The 14,768-nt window shown below is 75.3% G+C and carries 16 protein-coding genes, 1 tRNA gene and 1 pseudogene; 10 read left to right on the top strand and 8 right to left on the bottom strand.

Annotated elements, in window-relative coordinates; genetic code table 11:
• Positions 1-6: 6 nt before the first annotated feature.
• Complete coding sequence (hrcA, locus tag AB0J00_RS10925; protein ID WP_357743963.1) at positions 7-1,029, bottom strand: heat-inducible transcriptional repressor HrcA; 1,023 nt, start codon at positions 1,027-1,029, stop codon at positions 7-9.
• A 262-nt stretch (positions 1,030-1,291) separates the two neighbouring features.
• Here hrcA and AB0J00_RS10920 point away from each other — a divergent pair.
• Positions 1,292-1,582: pseudogene (locus AB0J00_RS10920) on the top strand (type II toxin-antitoxin system VapB family antitoxin); the annotation flags it as partial.
• Between the two features lie 85 nt (positions 1,583-1,667).
• Here AB0J00_RS10920 and hemW read toward each other — a convergent pair.
• Complete coding sequence (hemW, locus tag AB0J00_RS10915) at positions 1,668-2,897, bottom strand: radical SAM family heme chaperone HemW (RefSeq protein WP_357743961.1); 1,230 nt, start codon at positions 2,895-2,897, stop codon at positions 1,668-1,670.
• Positions 2,898-2,936: 39 nt separating this feature from the next.
• Here hemW and AB0J00_RS10910 point away from each other — a divergent pair, with 39 nt between their 5' ends.
• The 3 genes from AB0J00_RS10910 to AB0J00_RS10900 all read left to right on the top strand — a co-directional run bounded on the left by AB0J00_RS10910 (position 2,937) and on the right by AB0J00_RS10900 (position 4,192).
• Entirely contained in the window at positions 2,937-3,713 is a 777-nt protein-coding gene (locus AB0J00_RS10910) for an enoyl-CoA hydratase-related protein (protein WP_357743959.1), read from the top strand.
• A gap of 100 nt (positions 3,714-3,813) precedes the next feature.
• Positions 3,814-3,975 carry a hypothetical protein gene (locus AB0J00_RS10905; protein ID WP_357743957.1) on the top strand — a complete coding sequence of 54 codons (162 nt, stop codon included), beginning with the start codon at positions 3,814-3,816 and terminating at the stop codon, positions 3,973-3,975.
• A 55-nt stretch (positions 3,976-4,030) separates the two neighbouring features.
• Positions 4,031-4,192: a hypothetical protein gene (locus AB0J00_RS10900; RefSeq protein ID WP_357743955.1), complete on the top strand. Its 162-nt coding sequence runs from the start codon at positions 4,031-4,033 to the stop codon at positions 4,190-4,192.
• A gap of 4 nt (positions 4,193-4,196) precedes the next feature.
• On the opposite strand, the gene selB is transcribed toward AB0J00_RS10900, so the two are convergent.
• The 3 genes from selB to AB0J00_RS10885 all read right to left on the bottom strand — a co-directional run bounded on the left by selB (position 4,197) and on the right by AB0J00_RS10885 (position 7,402).
• The gene (gene selB / locus AB0J00_RS10895) at positions 4,197-5,957 is read right to left on the bottom strand and encodes a selenocysteine-specific translation elongation factor (protein ID WP_357743953.1); all 1,761 of its coding nucleotides are present in this window, start codon (positions 5,955-5,957) and stop codon (positions 4,197-4,199) included.
• A complete protein-coding gene (gene selA, locus AB0J00_RS10890; RefSeq protein WP_357743951.1) occupies positions 5,948-7,252 on the bottom strand; it encodes an L-seryl-tRNA(Sec) selenium transferase in 1,305 nt (434 codons plus the stop codon). Before selA ends, selB begins: the two co-directional genes overlap by 10 nt.
• Positions 7,253-7,306: 54 nt before the next feature.
• Positions 7,307-7,402: transfer RNA gene (locus tag AB0J00_RS10885), tRNA-OTHER, on the bottom strand.
• Positions 7,403-7,484: 82 nt separating this feature from the next.
• Here AB0J00_RS10885 and selD point away from each other — a divergent pair.
• The 3 genes from selD (at position 7,485) to AB0J00_RS10870 (ending at position 10,040) form a co-directional block, all read left to right on the top strand.
• The gene (gene selD, locus AB0J00_RS10880; protein ID WP_357743949.1) at positions 7,485-8,486 is read left to right on the top strand and encodes a selenide, water dikinase SelD; all 1,002 of its coding nucleotides are present in this window, start codon (positions 7,485-7,487) and stop codon (positions 8,484-8,486) included.
• A gap of 127 nt (positions 8,487-8,613) precedes the next feature.
• Positions 8,614-9,579, top strand: a complete 966-nt coding sequence (locus AB0J00_RS10875; protein WP_357743947.1) for a zinc-binding dehydrogenase — start codon at positions 8,614-8,616, stop codon at positions 9,577-9,579.
• Positions 9,576-10,040 carry a YbaK/EbsC family protein gene (locus AB0J00_RS10870; RefSeq protein ID WP_357743945.1) on the top strand — a complete coding sequence of 155 codons (465 nt, stop codon included), beginning with the start codon at positions 9,576-9,578 and terminating at the stop codon, positions 10,038-10,040. Before AB0J00_RS10875 ends, AB0J00_RS10870 begins: the two co-directional genes overlap by 4 nt.
• An 84-nt stretch (positions 10,041-10,124) precedes the next feature.
• On the opposite strand, the gene AB0J00_RS10865 is transcribed toward AB0J00_RS10870, so the two are convergent.
• The 3 genes from AB0J00_RS10865 to lepA form a co-directional block, all read right to left on the bottom strand.
• A complete protein-coding gene (locus AB0J00_RS10865; RefSeq protein WP_357743943.1) occupies positions 10,125-10,436 on the bottom strand; it encodes a hypothetical protein in 312 nt (103 codons plus the stop codon).
• Between the two features lie 89 nt (positions 10,437-10,525).
• Positions 10,526-11,182, bottom strand: coding sequence for an MOSC domain-containing protein (locus tag AB0J00_RS10860; RefSeq protein WP_357743941.1), 657 nt, complete (start codon positions 11,180-11,182; stop codon positions 10,526-10,528).
• Positions 11,179-12,993, bottom strand: coding sequence for a translation elongation factor 4 (lepA, locus tag AB0J00_RS10855; RefSeq protein ID WP_357743939.1), 1,815 nt, complete (start codon positions 12,991-12,993; stop codon positions 11,179-11,181). The genes AB0J00_RS10860 and lepA overlap by 4 nt, the downstream gene beginning before the upstream one ends.
• Positions 12,994-13,206: 213 nt before the next feature.
• Between lepA and rpsT the strand changes: the two genes are divergently transcribed.
• The 3 genes from rpsT to AB0J00_RS10840 all read left to right on the top strand — a co-directional run bounded on the left by rpsT (position 13,207) and on the right by AB0J00_RS10840 (position 14,766).
• On the top strand, positions 13,207-13,467 hold the full coding sequence (rpsT, locus tag AB0J00_RS10850; RefSeq protein ID WP_357743937.1) for a 30S ribosomal protein S20: 261 nt from the start codon (positions 13,207-13,209) through the stop codon (positions 13,465-13,467).
• Positions 13,468-13,561: 94 nt separating this feature from the next.
• The gene (locus AB0J00_RS10845; protein ID WP_357743935.1) at positions 13,562-14,146 is read left to right on the top strand and encodes an alpha/beta hydrolase; all 585 of its coding nucleotides are present in this window, start codon (positions 13,562-13,564) and stop codon (positions 14,144-14,146) included.
• On the top strand, positions 14,143-14,766 hold the full coding sequence (locus AB0J00_RS10840; RefSeq protein WP_357743933.1) for a GDSL-type esterase/lipase family protein: 624 nt from the start codon (positions 14,143-14,145) through the stop codon (positions 14,764-14,766). Before AB0J00_RS10845 ends, AB0J00_RS10840 begins: the two co-directional genes overlap by 4 nt.
• Positions 14,767-14,768: the final 2 nt, after the last annotated feature.

Genomic DNA, 14,768 nt, shown 5'->3' with positions numbered 1-14,768 from the left:
CAGTCCTCAGCTCTCGGCCAGCAGGTGGCCGACGTAGCGGGCCACGGCTCGTACCGCGGCCATGTTGCCTGCGTAGTCCATGCGGGTGGGGCCCACGACACCGAGGCCGCCCAGGGCCTGGTCGCCCGCGCCGTACCCGACGGAGACGAACGACGCACCGGTCAGCGCCTCGTGCGCGTTCTCCTCGCCGATGCTCACCAGCACGGTGCTCGGTCCCACCTCGGCCATCAACCGCAGGACCACGACCTGTTCTTCCAACGCCTCCAGCAACGGGCGCACCGTGCCGGGGAAGTCCAGCGCGCTGCCGCGCGCCAGGTTGGCCGTGCCGCCGATGACCAGCCGGTCCTCGGTCGGCTCGACCAGCGTCTCCAGCAGGGTCGCGCTCACCGCCGAGACCAGCGCCCGCAGGTGCGGCGGGGCGTTCTCGACCAGCCCGGGCACCGTGCCGCTGGCCTCGACCAGCTTCGCGCCGGTGAACGCCGCGTTGAGCAGGGTGCGCAGCTCGGCCACCTGCTCGGCGTCCACCTCGCCGGGCGACTCCACGACCCGCTGCTCGACCCGGCCGGTGTCGGTGATGAGCACCATCAGCAGCCGGGTGGTCGACAGCGGCACCAGCTCCAGGTGCCGGACGGCGCTGCGCGACAGCGTCGGGTACTGGACGACGGCGACCTGGCGGGTGAGCTGCGCGAGCAGCCGGACCGTGCGGCCGAGCACGTCGTGCAGGTCGACCGCGCCGTCGAGGAACTTCTCGATGGCCCGCCGCTCCGCGCCCGACAGCGGCTTGACCGACGACAGCCGGTCGACGAACAGCCGGTAGCCCTTGTCGGTGGGCACCCGGCCGGCGCTGGTGTGCGGCTGGGTGATGTACCCCTCCTCCTCCAGCGCGGCCATGTCGTTGCGGATCGTGGCCGGCGACACGCCGAGGTCGTGCCGGGCGGCGAGCGCCTTGCTGCCCACCGGGTCGTTGGTGGAGACGTAGTCCTCCACGATCGCGCGCAGCACCCGCAGGCGCCGGTCGTCGTGCGCCACGGCTGACACCTCCCGTACCCCTCGTGCCCGGTCGCGCCCGGTGCCGACCAGCCGACCGGTGCCCGCACCAGGACGCCGTCCTGGCACTCCGACCGGCCGAGTGCCAGCATACGACCGGTCGCTCCCCGTGGTCGCGGGCTCGCCGGACCGGGAACGATCCCACCGCCCGGGCCCTCCGCACGAGGAGCGGGACCGCACTAGGCTGACCGGAGTCGAGGGGGCCGGCGCGGCGGCCCACCCGTGTCCGGACGGAGGGGCAGCCCTGATCTTCAAGTCGGTGCGCGACGGTCGCCCCTATCCCGAGCACGGCTTCTCCACCCGCGACTGGGCGATGATCCCGCCCCGGCAGATCCGGCTGGACACGCTGGTCACCACCAAGCGCGAGCTGGCCCTGGACACCCTGCTCGCCGACGACTCGACCTTCTACGGCGACCTGTTCCCGCACGCGGTGCAGTGGCACGGCGAGATGTACCTGGAGGACGGGCTGCACCGCGCGCTGCGCGCGGCGCTCCAGCAGCGCAACGTCATCCACGTTCGCGTGCTGGACCTCGACGCGCTGATGCCCGGCGGCAGCGAACCGGCCGCCGCCGCGGAGCCGGCCGCCGCCGAGGCCCCGCGCTAGCCGGTCGTCCCGGCCGCTAGTCGGTCAGGTCGCGGATCACGGCGTCGGCGAGCAGCCGGCCCCGGTCGGTGAGGACAGCGCGGCCGCCGGCGTGCGGCTGCGGCTCCAGCAGCCCGCGGACCACCGACTCCGCGGCCCGGGCCCGCCCGGCGTCGCTCAGCGCGGTGAGCGGCAGTCCGTCGCGCAGCCGCAGCCCGAGCATGATCCGCTCGAACGCCTGGTCGTCGGCGGTGAGCAGCTCGCTGTCGGCGGCCGGGTGCAGGCCCGCGGCCAGCCGGTCGGCGTAGGCGGCCGGGTGCTTGACGTTCCACCAGCGCAGCCCGCCGACGTGCGAGTGGGCGCCCGGGCCGATCCCCCACCAGTTGGCGTTCGCCCAGTAGAGCTCGTTGTGCCGGCAGCGGGCGGCGTCGTCCGCGGCCCAGTTGCTGACCTCGTACCAGCCCAGGCCGGCGCGCTGCAGCGCCACGTCGGCCTGCTCGTAGCGCTCGGCGAGGACGTCGTCGTCGGGCATCGGCAGCTCGCCGCGGGCCACCCGGCGGGCCAGCCGGGTGCCGTGCTCGACGATGAGCGCGTAGGCGCTGACGTGGTCGACCGGCGCGGCGAGCACCGCGTCCAGCGACGCGGCCCAGTCGGCGTCGGTCTCCCCCGGCGCCCCGTAGATCAGGTCGAGGTTGACGTGCTCGAACCCGGCGGCGCGGGCCTCGTGCGCGGCCTGCACGGCACGGCCGGGGGTGTGCCGGCGGTCGAGGACGGCGAGCACGTGCTCGGCGGCGGACTGCATGCCCAGGCTGATCCGGGTGAACCCGCCCGCGCGGAGGGTCGCCAGCGACCCGGGGGTCACCGACTCGGGGTTGGCCTCGGTGGTGACCTCGACGTCCGGGGCGACGGGGAAGAGCTCGCGGACGGCGTCCATCACCGCGGCCAGGTCGGCGGCGGGCAGCAGGGTGGGCGTGCCGCCGCCGACGAAGACCGTCTGCACGGCGGGGCGGTCCGGGCCCAGCACCTCGGCGGCCAGCCGCAGCTCGGCGATCGCGGTGCCGGCGTACTCGCTGCGGTTCGCGCCCGGGCCGAGCTCGTCGGAGGTGTAGGTGTTGAAGTCGCAGTACCCGCAGCGGGTGGCGCAGAAGGGCACGTGCACGTAGAGACCGAACGGCGTCGTGGCCAGGCTCTCCCGCGCGGAGGCCGGCAGCATCGACGGGTCGGCGGGCAGGGCGGGTGTCTGGCCGAGCAGAGGCAAGGTGGTCATGTCTGCTCCCAGTGTGACCGCCCTCGGCAAGATGGCGGCGTGACCTCCGCGACCAACGCCGACCGCGTGCTCACCGTCTCCGTCTCCGGGGGTGCGGCCCGGCTGACCCTCGACTCCCCCGCCAACCGGAACGCGCTGTCGCGGGCGATGCGCGCGCAGCTCACCGACGCGCTCACCGCCGCGCTGGCCGACGACGCGGTGCGGGTCGTCGTGCTGGACCACACCGGCCGGGTGTTCTGCTCCGGCATGGACCTCACCGAGGCCACCGGCGCGGCCGCCGGCGACCAGGGGGTGACGGAGTTCCCGGCGCTGCTGTCGCTGCTGTGGACCTCGCCCAAGCCCGTGGTCGCCGTCGTCCGCGGGCCGGCCCGGGCGGGCGGGATCGGGCTGCTGGCCGCCTGCGACGTGGTGGTGGCCGGTGCCGCGGCGACGTTCGCGCTCAGCGAGGTGCGGCTGGGCCTGGTGCCGGGCGTGATCTCGGCGGTGGTGCGGCCGCGGATGCACCCGGCCGCGCTGCACCGGCTGGCGCTGACCGGTGAGGTGTTCGGCGCCGCGGAGGCGGCGGCGGCCGGGCTGGTCGACCTGGCCGTGCCGGACGACGAGGTCGACGCGACCGTCGCCGCGGAGGTCACCGCGCTGGCGGCCGGGTCACCGACCGCGCTGGCCGAGACGAAGCGGCTGCTGCGCGGCGCGGGCGCGCCCGACTTCGGCCCGCTGCAGGAGCTGTCGGCGCGGTTCTTCGCCTCGGAGGAGGGGCAGGAGGGCATCGCCGCGTTCCGGCAGAAGCGCCGTCCGCGGTGGGTGCCGGCCGACTGAGCGCGCACCGCGCTGCTCGGCTCTGACCAGCGGAGCGGGCCAGCGCCCGAGCTGCCGCAGACCCTTGTGCGGGGGGGCCCGCCGGCCGCACGCTCAGGCCGTGACCGAGCACCAGGACCCGCGCACCCGGTTCCGCCAGCTGCCGGAGCACGCGCGCCGCGAGGAGCTGGTCGAGACCTCGGACGTCGAGGAGCGCCAGGTCGTCGAGCGGGAGTTCGACCGCGAGCTCCGCCGGGCGCTGTTCGACCCCGGCGTCCCCTGACCCGGGCGGCGGTCAGGGCCTTGCGGACCCGCCGCCCGGGCTCCACCCTCAGCGCATGACGGAGCAGGACGACCCGCGGGCGCGCTTCCGGCGGCTGCCCGCGCCGGTGCGCCCGGAGGAGCTGGTGGAGACCCAGGACGCCGAACCGCCGGTGGCCGGGGACGCCGAGCCCGACCCCGCCTGGCGCGCGGTGTACCTGGGCGGTCCGCTGCCCTGAGCGGTCAGCGCAGCCGGCGGGAGTTGTCCGGTAGCCGCTCGGTCACACCCCGCGCGTCCAGCCACTCGGCGAGCGGGACGGCGACCCGCCGGGTCGTCCCCCACGCCTGCCGGGCCTGGCTGAGCGTGAACGGCGCCGGCAGCCCGGCCAGCCGGCGGCGCGCCTCGTCCGCGATCCCCGGCAGGAGGTAGATCCCCTCGGCGATGCGCACCAGCTGCTCGTCGCGCACCGCGGCGGCCAGCTCCCGCGACCCCAGCCCCGCGGCGGACAGGTGAGGTGCCTCCGGCGCCGCGAACGGGTCGACCGCCAGCCGGGCCTTGATCGTGTCGACCGCCTGCTGCACGGCCGGCGGCAGGCCCGCCGACCCGCTGACCACCCGACCGTCGCGCAGCGACAGCGGCGGCCGCACCAGCGCCGGCACGAGGTCGGCGTCCGGCAGCTCCAGGGCCGAGCGCAGCACCGCCGTCGGCGGGCCGGGCTCCAGCGGGCGCAGCTGCCGGTACCGGGCCACCACCTGCGGCACCCGGGCCGCCAGCTCGTCGGCGAGCCCCGGCGCGATCAGCCACGGCCCGACCGGCGTCGCCCCGGCCGGCACCGGCCAGCCCATCGCGACGAAGTCCGACCGCTTCACGAAGCGGCGGCGGGCCAGGTCGGCGAGCGCCCCGGCCTCCCCCGCCGGGTGCTCGGCCAGCTCGGCGGCCCGCGACCGGGCGGCACCCCGGCGGCGCAGCTCGGGCGGGTCGACGTCCCGGACGTCCGCGCCGAGCACCCGGCGGGCGCCGGGGTCGCGCAGCAGCACCCGGTCGCCCACCCGCAGCGGCAGCGGGCTGGTCAGCCGCAGCCGGACGGCGGTGTCGTCCAGCGGGCGCAGCCGCGCGGCGACGGTGGCCGAGCCGACGTGCACGATCGCCTCCGCGGGCAACCGGTCACCGGCCGGGTGGACCAGTGTCACGTCGACGTCGCTGGTCGTGCGGAAGGCCCCGGGGGTGAGCAGCGCGTCGCCGCGGCCGATCTCCTCGACCGCGATGCCGCGCAGGTTCAGCGCGACCCGCGCGGTGGCGGCGGCACCCTCGACCGCCCGGCCCAGGGACTGCACGCCGCGCACGCTCACCTCGCGGTCGCCGAGGGTGAACCGGTCGCCCGCGGTGACGGTGCCGGCGGCGAGGGTGCCGGTGACGACGGTCCCTGCGCCGCGGATGGTGAAGGCCCGGTCGACCCACAGCCGCACCGGCGCGGCCCGGTCCGGGGCGGGCAGCCCGGCCAGCACCGCCTCGAGCGCGGCGGTGAACGCGGGCATCCCGGCGCCGGTGCGGGCGCTGACCGCCACCGCCAGCACCTCGCCCAGCGAGGTGGCCGCCAGCCGCGCCCGGGCGTCGGCGAGCACCGCCGCGGGGTCGGCGACGTCGGCCTTGGTGACGGCGAGCAGCCCGTGCCGCACGCCGAGCGCGTCGAGCACCGCCACGTGCTCCTCGGTCTGCGCCGACCAGCCGTCGTCGGCGGCGACCACGACCAGCGCCGCGGGCACCGAGCCGACCCCGGCGAGCATGTTGCCCACGAACCGCTCGTGCCCGGGCACGTCGACGACCGCGAGCACCCGGCCCGAGGGCAGCGTCGTCCAGGCGAAGCCGAGGTCGATGGTCAGCCCGCGGCGGCGCTCCTCCTCCCACCGGTCCGGCTCCATCCCGGTGAGTGCTCGGACCAGCGTCGACTTGCCGTGGTCGACGTGCCCGGCCGTCGCCAGCACCTGCATGTCCGTCAGGTCCACCGCCGGGCCACCTCCTCCACCGCGGCAGCCAGCCGCTCGTCGTCCTCGGGCGCCAGGCTGCGCACGTCGAGCAGCGTCCGGTCGTCGGCCAGGTACCCGACCACCGGCTGCGGGCCGAGCCGCAGCGGCCCGGCGAACTCAGGCGGCAGCGACACCGCGGCGCTGGGCAGCGGGTGCTCCGGCGCCCCTCCACCACCGACCCGGGCGGTCGAGTCGACCGCGCGCGCGTCGAGGCCGGCGGCGCGCAGCCGGGCGGCCAGCGCGTCGGCGCGGGCGCGCAGCGCGACCGGCTCGGCGGCGAGCATCTGCTGCACCGGCGGCTGCGGCCCGCGCAGCGTCGCCTCCAGCGCGGCGAGCGTCGTCTTGTCGACCCGTAGCGCCCGGTACAGCGGGTGCCGGCGCAGCCGCTGCACCAGCTCCGCACGGCCGAGCACCAGGCCGGCCTGCGGACCCCCGAGCAGCTTGTCGCCGCTGCACAGCACCAGGTCCGCCCCCGCGGCGAGGGTGGTCTGCAGGTCCGGCTCGTCGGGCAGCACGGGGTGCGGGCGGAGCAGGCCGGAGCCGACGTCCGCCACCACCGGGACCCCGAGCCCGGCCAGCTCGTCGACGTCGACGGAGCGGGTGAAGCCGCGGACGACGAAGTTCGAGGGGTGCACCTTGAGGACCGCGCCGGTGTCCGGGCCGACGGCCGCGGCGTAGTCGGCGAGCGCGACCCGGTTGGTGGTGCCGACCTCGCGCAACCGGGCGCCGGTGGCCGCCAGCAGCTCGGGGATGCGGAAGCCGTCGCCGATCTCGACCAGCTCGCCGCGGGCGATGACCAGCTCCCGGCCCTGCCCGAGCGCGGTGGCGACCAGCGCGAGGGCGGCGGCGCAGTTGTTCACCACGATCGCCGCCTCGGCGGCCGGGACGGCGGCGAGCAGCGCGTCGATCGCCGCCTCGCCGCGCGGGCCGCGGCGCCCGGTGCCCAGGTCGAGTTCGACGTCGGTGGTGCCCGAGGCGGCGGTGACCGCCGCGATCGCGGCCGGGGACCACGGCGCCCGGCCCAGGTTGGTGTGCACCAGCACGCCGGTGGCGTTGAGCACCGGCTGCAGGCTGCTCGCGGTGCCGGGCAGCGCCGCGAGCACGGCGGCGGCGACGTCGTCCGGCGCGAGCTCACCGGCGCGGACCCGCTGCTGGGCGGCCTGGACCGCGGACTTGACGAGGTCCCGGCCGAGCCGACCGGCGGCGGCCGCGACCCGCGGGTCGGCGAGGACCGCGTCGGTGCGCGGCACCGAGCGGCGGGGGTCGGGGGTCACGATCGCCCAGCCTAGGGCGGAGCCGGTCGGGAGGACCGGCCCCGCCCGGGGGCGTGGCGGAGGCGGACGGGAATCGAACCCGCCTGACCGAGATGCTCGATCACGTCGGCTTTAGAGGCCGCGGGGGCCACCAGACACCCTGACGCCTCCACGGCGGACCCTACCGGCACCGCCTGCTCACTGGCCGGAACACCCCGGCCGCCCCGGCCGCGGGACGCCTAGATTCGCAGCCATGACCGCCACCGCTGTCCGGCTCACCCAGTACGCCCACGGTGGAGGCTGCGCCTGCAAGATCCCGCCGGGCGAACTGGAGGCCGTGGTCGCGGGTCTCACCCACACCGGTCCCGCGGACCCGGCCGCCCGGCTGGTCGTCGGCCTGGACGACGGGGACGACGCCGCGGTCGTGCAGCTGCCCGGCGGCCAGGGCCTGGTGCTCACCACGGACTTCTTCACCCCCGTCGTCGACGACGCCTACGACTTCGGCCGGATCGCCGCGGCCAACGCCCTCAGCGACGTCTACGCGATGGGCGGCACCCCGGTCGTGGCGGTGAACCTGCTCGGCTGGCCGCGCGACGTCCTGCCCGCCGAGCTCGCCGCCGAGGTGCTCCGCGGGGGCCTGGAGGTCGCCCAGCAGGCCGGCTGCCACGTCGGCGGCGGGCACTCGATCGACGACCCGGAGCCCAAGTACGGCATGGCCGTCACCGGGCTGGTCGACGTCGACCGGATCATCACCAACGCCGCCGCGACGCCCGGCACCGCGCTGTCGCTGACCAAGCCGCTGGGCGTCGGGGTGCTCAACAACCGGATGAAGAGCACCGGCGAGGTGTCCGCGGAGGCCGTCGCGTCGATGACCACGCTGAACGCCGAGGCCTCGGTCGCGGCCGTCGCCGCCGGGATCCGCGCGGGCACCGACGTCACCGGGTTCGGCCTGCTCGGCCACCTGTACAAGATGGCGCGGGCCAGCGGCGTGACCGCGGTGGTCGACGCGGCCGCCGTCCCCTACCTGGCCGGCGCGCGCGAGGCGGCCGCGGCCGGGTTCGTCTCCGGCGGCACCCGGCGCAACCTCGACTGGGTGCGCCCGCACGCCGACCTCTCGGCGATCGCGGAGGACGAGGCGCTGCTGCTCGCCGACGCGCAGACCTCCGGCGGGCTGCTGCTCGGCGGCGAGGTGCCCGGCGCCCCGGTGATCGGCGAGTTCGTCGCGCAGCAGGAGTTCGCCGTCGTCGTCCGCTGACAGCGGCGGGAGCATCGCAGCGAGGAACGAGCGAGGAGCGGACCGCCGCGCGGAAGCGGACCAGAGCCGTCGTCATCAGGTGATCAGCGGCTCGCCTGTGATCAGCGCCTCGGTTACGTTGCCAGGCATGCTCGCTGCCTTCGTGTCGACGCCTGCCCCGGACGAACCGCTCTCCGTGCTGGAGATCGGTGACCGCCCGGAGCCGGAGGTCCCCGACGGGTGGACGACGGTGACGGTGCGCGCCGTGTCGCTGAACCACCACGACCTGTTCAGCCTGCGCGGCATCGGGCTGCCCGCCGAGCGGATGCCGATGGTGCTGGGCACCGACGCGGCCGGGGTCGACGAGGACGGCAACGAGGTCGTCGTCCACGGCGTGGTGGCCAGCGACGGGTGGACCGGCGACGAGACGCTCGACCCGAAGCGCACGCTGTTCTCCGAGCTGCACCAGGGCACGATGGCCGAGCGGGTCGCCGTCCCGCGGCGCAACCTGCTGCCCAAGCCGGCCGAGCTGAGCTTCGCGCAGGCCGCCTGCCTGCCCACCGCGTGGCTGACCGCCTACCGGATGCTGTTCGTGAAGTCCGGGCTGCGGCCGGGCTCGACCGTGCTGGTGCAGGGCGCCAGCGGCGGCGTCGCGACGGCGCTGGTCAGCCTGGGCCGGGCGGCCGGCTACCGGATGTGGGTCACCGGGCGCACCGAGGAGAAGCGGGCCGCGGCGCTCGCCCTGGGCGCGGACGCCGCGTTCGAGACCGGCGCCCGGCTGCCCGAGCGGGTGGACGGCGTCATGGAGACCGTCGGCGAGGCGACGTGGAGCCACAGCGTGAAGTCGCTGCGGCCCGGCGGCGTGATCGTGACCTCCGGCGCGACGACCGGCTTCAACCCCGGCGCCGAGCTGAACCGGGTGTTCTTCACCCAGCTGTCGGTGATCGGCTCGACCATGGGCACCCGCGCCGAGCTGGAGGCCCTCGTCCAGATGTGCCGGGTCACCGGCGTGCGGCCGCAGATCGACGTCGAGCTGCCGCTGACCGAGGCCCGCGACGGCTTCGCGCGGATGCTCGAGGGCCGCACCAACGGCAAGATCGTCTTCACCCTGTGACCGGTCCGGTCGAGCGTCTGCTGGGCGACCTGCGCGCGGCCGGCGTCGACGCCGAGGTGCGCACCTTCGACCAGCCGGTGCCGACCGCGGCGGCCGCCGCCGAGGCGCTGGGCGTGGCGGTCGGCGCGATCGCCAACAGCCTGGTGTTCGCCGCGGACGGCGCGCCGCTGCTGGTGCTCACCTCCGGCGCGCACCGGGTGGACACCGCCGAGGTCGCGGCCCTGGTCGGAGCCGCCCGGGTGCGCCGGGCGACACCGGAGTTCGTGCTGGCCGCGACCGGGCAGGAGGTGGGCGGGGTGGGTCCGGTGGGCCACCCCGCGCCGCTGCGCACCGTCGTCGACGTCGACCTGGCCGGGTACCCGCAGGTGTGGGCCGGCGGGGGCGACCACTCGACGATGGTCGGGCTGTCCTACGCCGACCTGGTGCGGGCGACGGGCGGTCAGGAGGCCGCCGTCGCCTGACGACAGGGCCGGGAGCATCGCAGCGGGGAACGAGCGAGGGGCGGACCGGCCCGCGGAGTCAGGCACGTGCGACCGCGTGATCGGTCAGGCGGAGGCGTTCGCCCGGGCGGCGAGCATCAGCCCGTGCGGGTCGAACTCGGTCATCACCGGGTCCTGCGTCGCCATCGGTTGACCGGCCGCCATCTCGGCGATCACCGGGCCGACGATCTCGTTGCTGAACCGGTCGCACTGCTCCTTGGTCTCCCAGATCTCGAGCACCTGGAAGCCGGTCGCGGTCGACCGGCCGAAGTGGACGAGGAGACCGGGGACCGCGCCCGCGCTGCGGCGGGCGACCTCGGCGTGCACCATGTCGTACTGCTCGATGGGTGCGTGGACGTCGACGGTGAAGGCGTACATGGCAGGACTCCGCCCGTGGTGCCGCGGCCCGGCGGTCCTGGCCGGACCGGAGGCGACGCTAGCCCTGCCGGCGGTTCGGTGGAACGGGTTCAGGCCTGCGCGGCCAGCCGCTTCTCGATCTTCGCGGCGAGCTTCGGCTGGTCCTTCACCGGCAGGTACGGCAGCGCCACCGTCAGCTCCGGCAGCCGGGTCTTCTCGAAGGTCGCGATGCGGAACGCCTCGCCCACGGTGATCCCGTGGTCGGGCCGGTCGAGCACCTCGACGGCGTCCCCTGCGCCGATGTCGCCGGGTCGGAGCACCCGCAGGTAGGCGCCGGTCGCACCGTGCGCGGCGAACCGCTTCACCAGGTCCGGAATGCCCCAGTACCGGGCGAAGTTCGCGCAGGGCGTGCGCCAGGCGGTCACCTCGAGCAGCGTCGTCCCCACCTGCCAGCGCTCACCGATGACGGCGTGCACGAGGTCGAGCCCCGCCGTCCGGAGGTTCTCGCCGAACCGGCCCGGCGGCAGCGCGCGGCCGAGCTCGGCCTCCCACCAGTCGGCGTCGGACTGGGCGTAGGCGTAGACCGCCTGGCCCTCACCGCCGTGGTGCCGCTTGTTGACCTGGACGTCGCCGTCCAGGCCCAGCGGGTGGACGGCGACCCGCCCGTCGACCGGCTTCTTGTCGATGCCCGAGCGGTCGGGCCGCTTGTCGGGCAGCGGCAGCAGCTCCGTGCCGGAGACGCAGACCGCCAGCAGCCGGCCGGTCACTTCTTGGCGGCGGTCGGCTCTGCGGTGGAGAGCGCGGCCACGAAGGCCTCCTGGGGGACCTCGACGCGGCCGACCATCTTCATCCGCTTCTTGCCCTCCTTCTGCTTCTCCAGCAGCTTCCGCTTGCGGGTGATGTCACCGCCGTAGCACTTGGCCAGCACGTCCTTGCGGATCGCGCGCACCGTCTCGCGGGCGATCACCCGGGAGCCGACGGCGGCCTGGATCGGCACCTCGAACTGCTGGCGAGGGATGAGCTCGCGGAGCTTGCCGGCCATGAGGACGCCGTAGCTGTAGGCCTTGTCCTTGTGCACGATCGCGGAGAACGCGTCGACCGCCTCGCCCTGCAGCAGGATGTCGACCTTCACCAGCTGCGACTCCTGCTCGCCGGCCTCCTGGTAGTCCAGGCTCGCGTAGCCGCGGGTGCGCGACTTCAGCGCGTCGAAGAAGTCGAAGATGATCTCGCCGAGCGGCAGCGTGTAGCGCAGCTCGACGCGGGTCTCGGACAGGTAGTCCATCCCGGTGAGCGAGCCGCGGCGGCTCTGGCACAGCTCCATGATCGCGCCGGTGTAGTCGCTGGGCGCGATGATGGTGGCGTTGACGACCGGCTCGTAGACCTTGTCGATCTTGCCCTCGGGCCAGTCGCTGGGGTTGGTGACCACGACCTCCGAGCGGTCCTCCATCACCACCCGGTAGACGACGTTCGGCGCGGTGGAGATCAGCGACAGGCCGCTCTCCCGCTCCAGCCGCTCCCGGACGATCTCCAGGTGCAGCAGGCCGAGGAAGCCGACCCGGAAGCCGAAGCCCAGCGCCGCCGACGTCTCCGGCTCGTAGACCAGCGCCGCGTCGTTGAGCAGCAGCTTGTCCAGCGACTCGCGCAGCAGCTGGTACTCGCTGCCGTCGATCGGGTAGAGCCCGGAGTAGACCATCGGCTTGGGGTCGCTGTAGCCGCCGATGGCCTCGCTGGCCGGCTTGTGCTGCAGCGTGACGGTGTCACCGACGCGGGACTGGCGGACGTCCTTCACCCCGGTGATGAAGTAGCCGACCTCGCCGACGCCGAGGCCGTCGACCGGCTTGGGCTCCGGGGAGATGACGCCGATCTCCAGCAGCTCGTGGACGGCGCCGGTCGACATCATCTTGATCCGCTCGCGGCTGCTGATCCGGCCGTCGACGACGCGGACGTAGGTGATCACGCCGCGGTAGATGTCGTAGACCGAGTCGAAGATCATCGCCCGGGCGGGGCCGTCGGCGTTGCCCACCGGCGCGGGGATCTTCGCGACGATCTCGTCGAGCAGCTCGGCGACGCCCTCGCCGGTCTTGCCGCTGACCCGCAGCACCTCGTCGGGCTCGCAGCCGATGATGTTGGCGATCTCGGCGGCGAACTTCTCCGGCTGGGCCGCGGGCAGGTCGATCTTGTTCAGCACCGGGATGATGGTGAGGTCGTTCTCCATCGCCAGGTACAGGTTGGCCAGCGTCTGCGCCTCGATGCCCTGCGCGGCGTCGACCAGCAGCACGGCGCCCTCACAGGCGGCCAGCGACCGGGACACCTCGTAGGTGAAGTCGACGTGGCCCGGGGTGTCGATCATGTCCAGGACGAACTCGTCGTCGCCGACCTTCCACGGCAGGCGCACGTTCTGCGCCTTGATGGTGATGCCGCGCTCGCGCTCGATGTCCATGCGGTCGAGGTACTGGGCACGCATCTGCCGCGCCTCGATGATGCCGGTCACCTCGAGCATCCGGTCCGCCAACGTCGACTTGCCGTGGTCGATGTGGGCGATGATGCAGAAGTTCCGGATCCGGGCGGGATCGGTCATGGCGGGAGTCGTCACAGTGCGCCCATGGTCCCACGTCCGGCCGGGGTACAGCGATCGCCCGCGCCGGATGCCGCTCCCCCGCCCGCGGGTGGAGGGAGCACCGGCAGCCCTGGTATCTTGTGAGGCCGGTCCGCCGTGCGCCTCGTGGTGCCGCGGACGCAGGACTCAAGCACTTGCACTGACCCGACCCCCAGAGACATTCGAGGCTCACGCGTGGCGAACATCAAGTCCCAGAAGAAGCGGATCAAGACGAACGAGATCGCGCGGCAGCGCAACGTCGCCGTCAAGTCCGCGCTGAAGACGTCGGTCCGGCGTTTCCGCGTCGCCGCCGACGCCGGGGACAAGGCCGCGGCCACCGTCGCCCTGCAGACCGCCGCCAAGGCGCTCGACAAGGCCGCCAGCAAGGGCATCATCCACAAGAACCAGGCTGCGAACCGCAAGTCGGCGCTGGCCAAGCAGGCCGCCTCGCTCTGAGGCCGGCCCCCGCTCCTCGACGAGCCCCTCTCCCGTTCCCGGGAGAGGGGCTCGTCGCACGTCGGCCCCCGTTCCGTCCCGCTGGAGGTCCCCCGTGCCCGACCGTCGGTTCCTCGTGCTGCACGGGTGGCAGAACCACCGCCCCCGCGGGCACTGGCAGTGGCAGCTGACCGAGGCGCTCCGCGCATCGGGTGAGCAGGTGCTCTACCCGCAGCTGCCCGACCCCGACCGGCCCTCGCTCGCGGCGTGGACAGCGCTGGTGCGCGCGGAGCTCGCCCAGCTCGGCGAGGGTGAGCGGGTGGTCGTCGCGCACTCCCTCGCGGCCCCCACCTGGGCACACGTCGCGACGCTGCTGGCGCCCGCCGAGCGGGTCGACCGGGTGCTGCTGGTCGCGCCGCCGCGGCCGGACGTGCTGGCCGGGTTCCCCGAGGTCGCCGAGTGGTCGCGGGTGCCGCTGGACGCGGCGGCGTTGAAGGAGGCGGCCGGCGTCACCCGGCTGGCCATCGCGGACGACGACCCCTACTCCCGCGGCGGGCCGTCCCCGGAGTGGGCCGCGCTCGGGCTCGACCTCGACCTGCTGCCCGGCGCCGGGCACCTCGACCTGACCGCCGGCTACGGGCGCTGGCCGGCGGCCGAGGCCTGGTGCCGCGACCCCGCGGTCCGGCTCACGCCGCGGTGACCGCCGCACCCGACGTCCGCGTCGCCGTCCTCGGCGACTCCTTCGCCGCCGGGGTCGGCGACCCGGCGGCGCTCGGCTGGGTGGGGCGGGTGGCCGCGCGCGCCCGGGCGACCGGCTGGGACCTCACCGCGTACCCGCTCGGGATCCGCCGGGAGACCACCCCGGAGATCGGCCGCCGGCTCCTCGCCGAGGCCCGGCCGCGGCTGCGGGACGGCGACGCGCACGGCCTGGTCGTGGCCGGCGGGGTCAACGACACCACCGTCGAGGACGGCCGCCGCCGGGCCACCGAGGACGAGACGCTCACCGCCCTCGACGGCGTGCTCGCCGCCGCGGCCGCGGCGTCCTGGCCGGTGCTGGTGGTCGGCCCGGCGCTGGTCGCCGACCCGGCGCAGAACGAGCGCATCGAGGCGCTGTCGAGGGCGCTCGCCGCGCGGTGCACCGACCGCGGCGTGCCCTACGCCGAGGTGGCGGCCCCGCTCGCCGGCGACGCGGACTGGATCGCCGAGATCGCGTCGGTCGACGGTGCCCATCCCGGGGCCGCCGGCTACCAGCGGCTGGCGGACCTGGTGTGGCCGGCGTTCGCCGACTGGCTCGCCGCGGTGGTCGGCAGCGCCCGGTAGGC

This window comes from Modestobacter sp. NPDC049651 (genome assembly GCF_040659695.1).
Taxonomy (GTDB): Bacteria; Actinomycetota; Actinomycetes; order Mycobacteriales; family Geodermatophilaceae; genus Modestobacter.
This window is presented reverse-complemented; position numbering and strand designations above follow the sequence as displayed.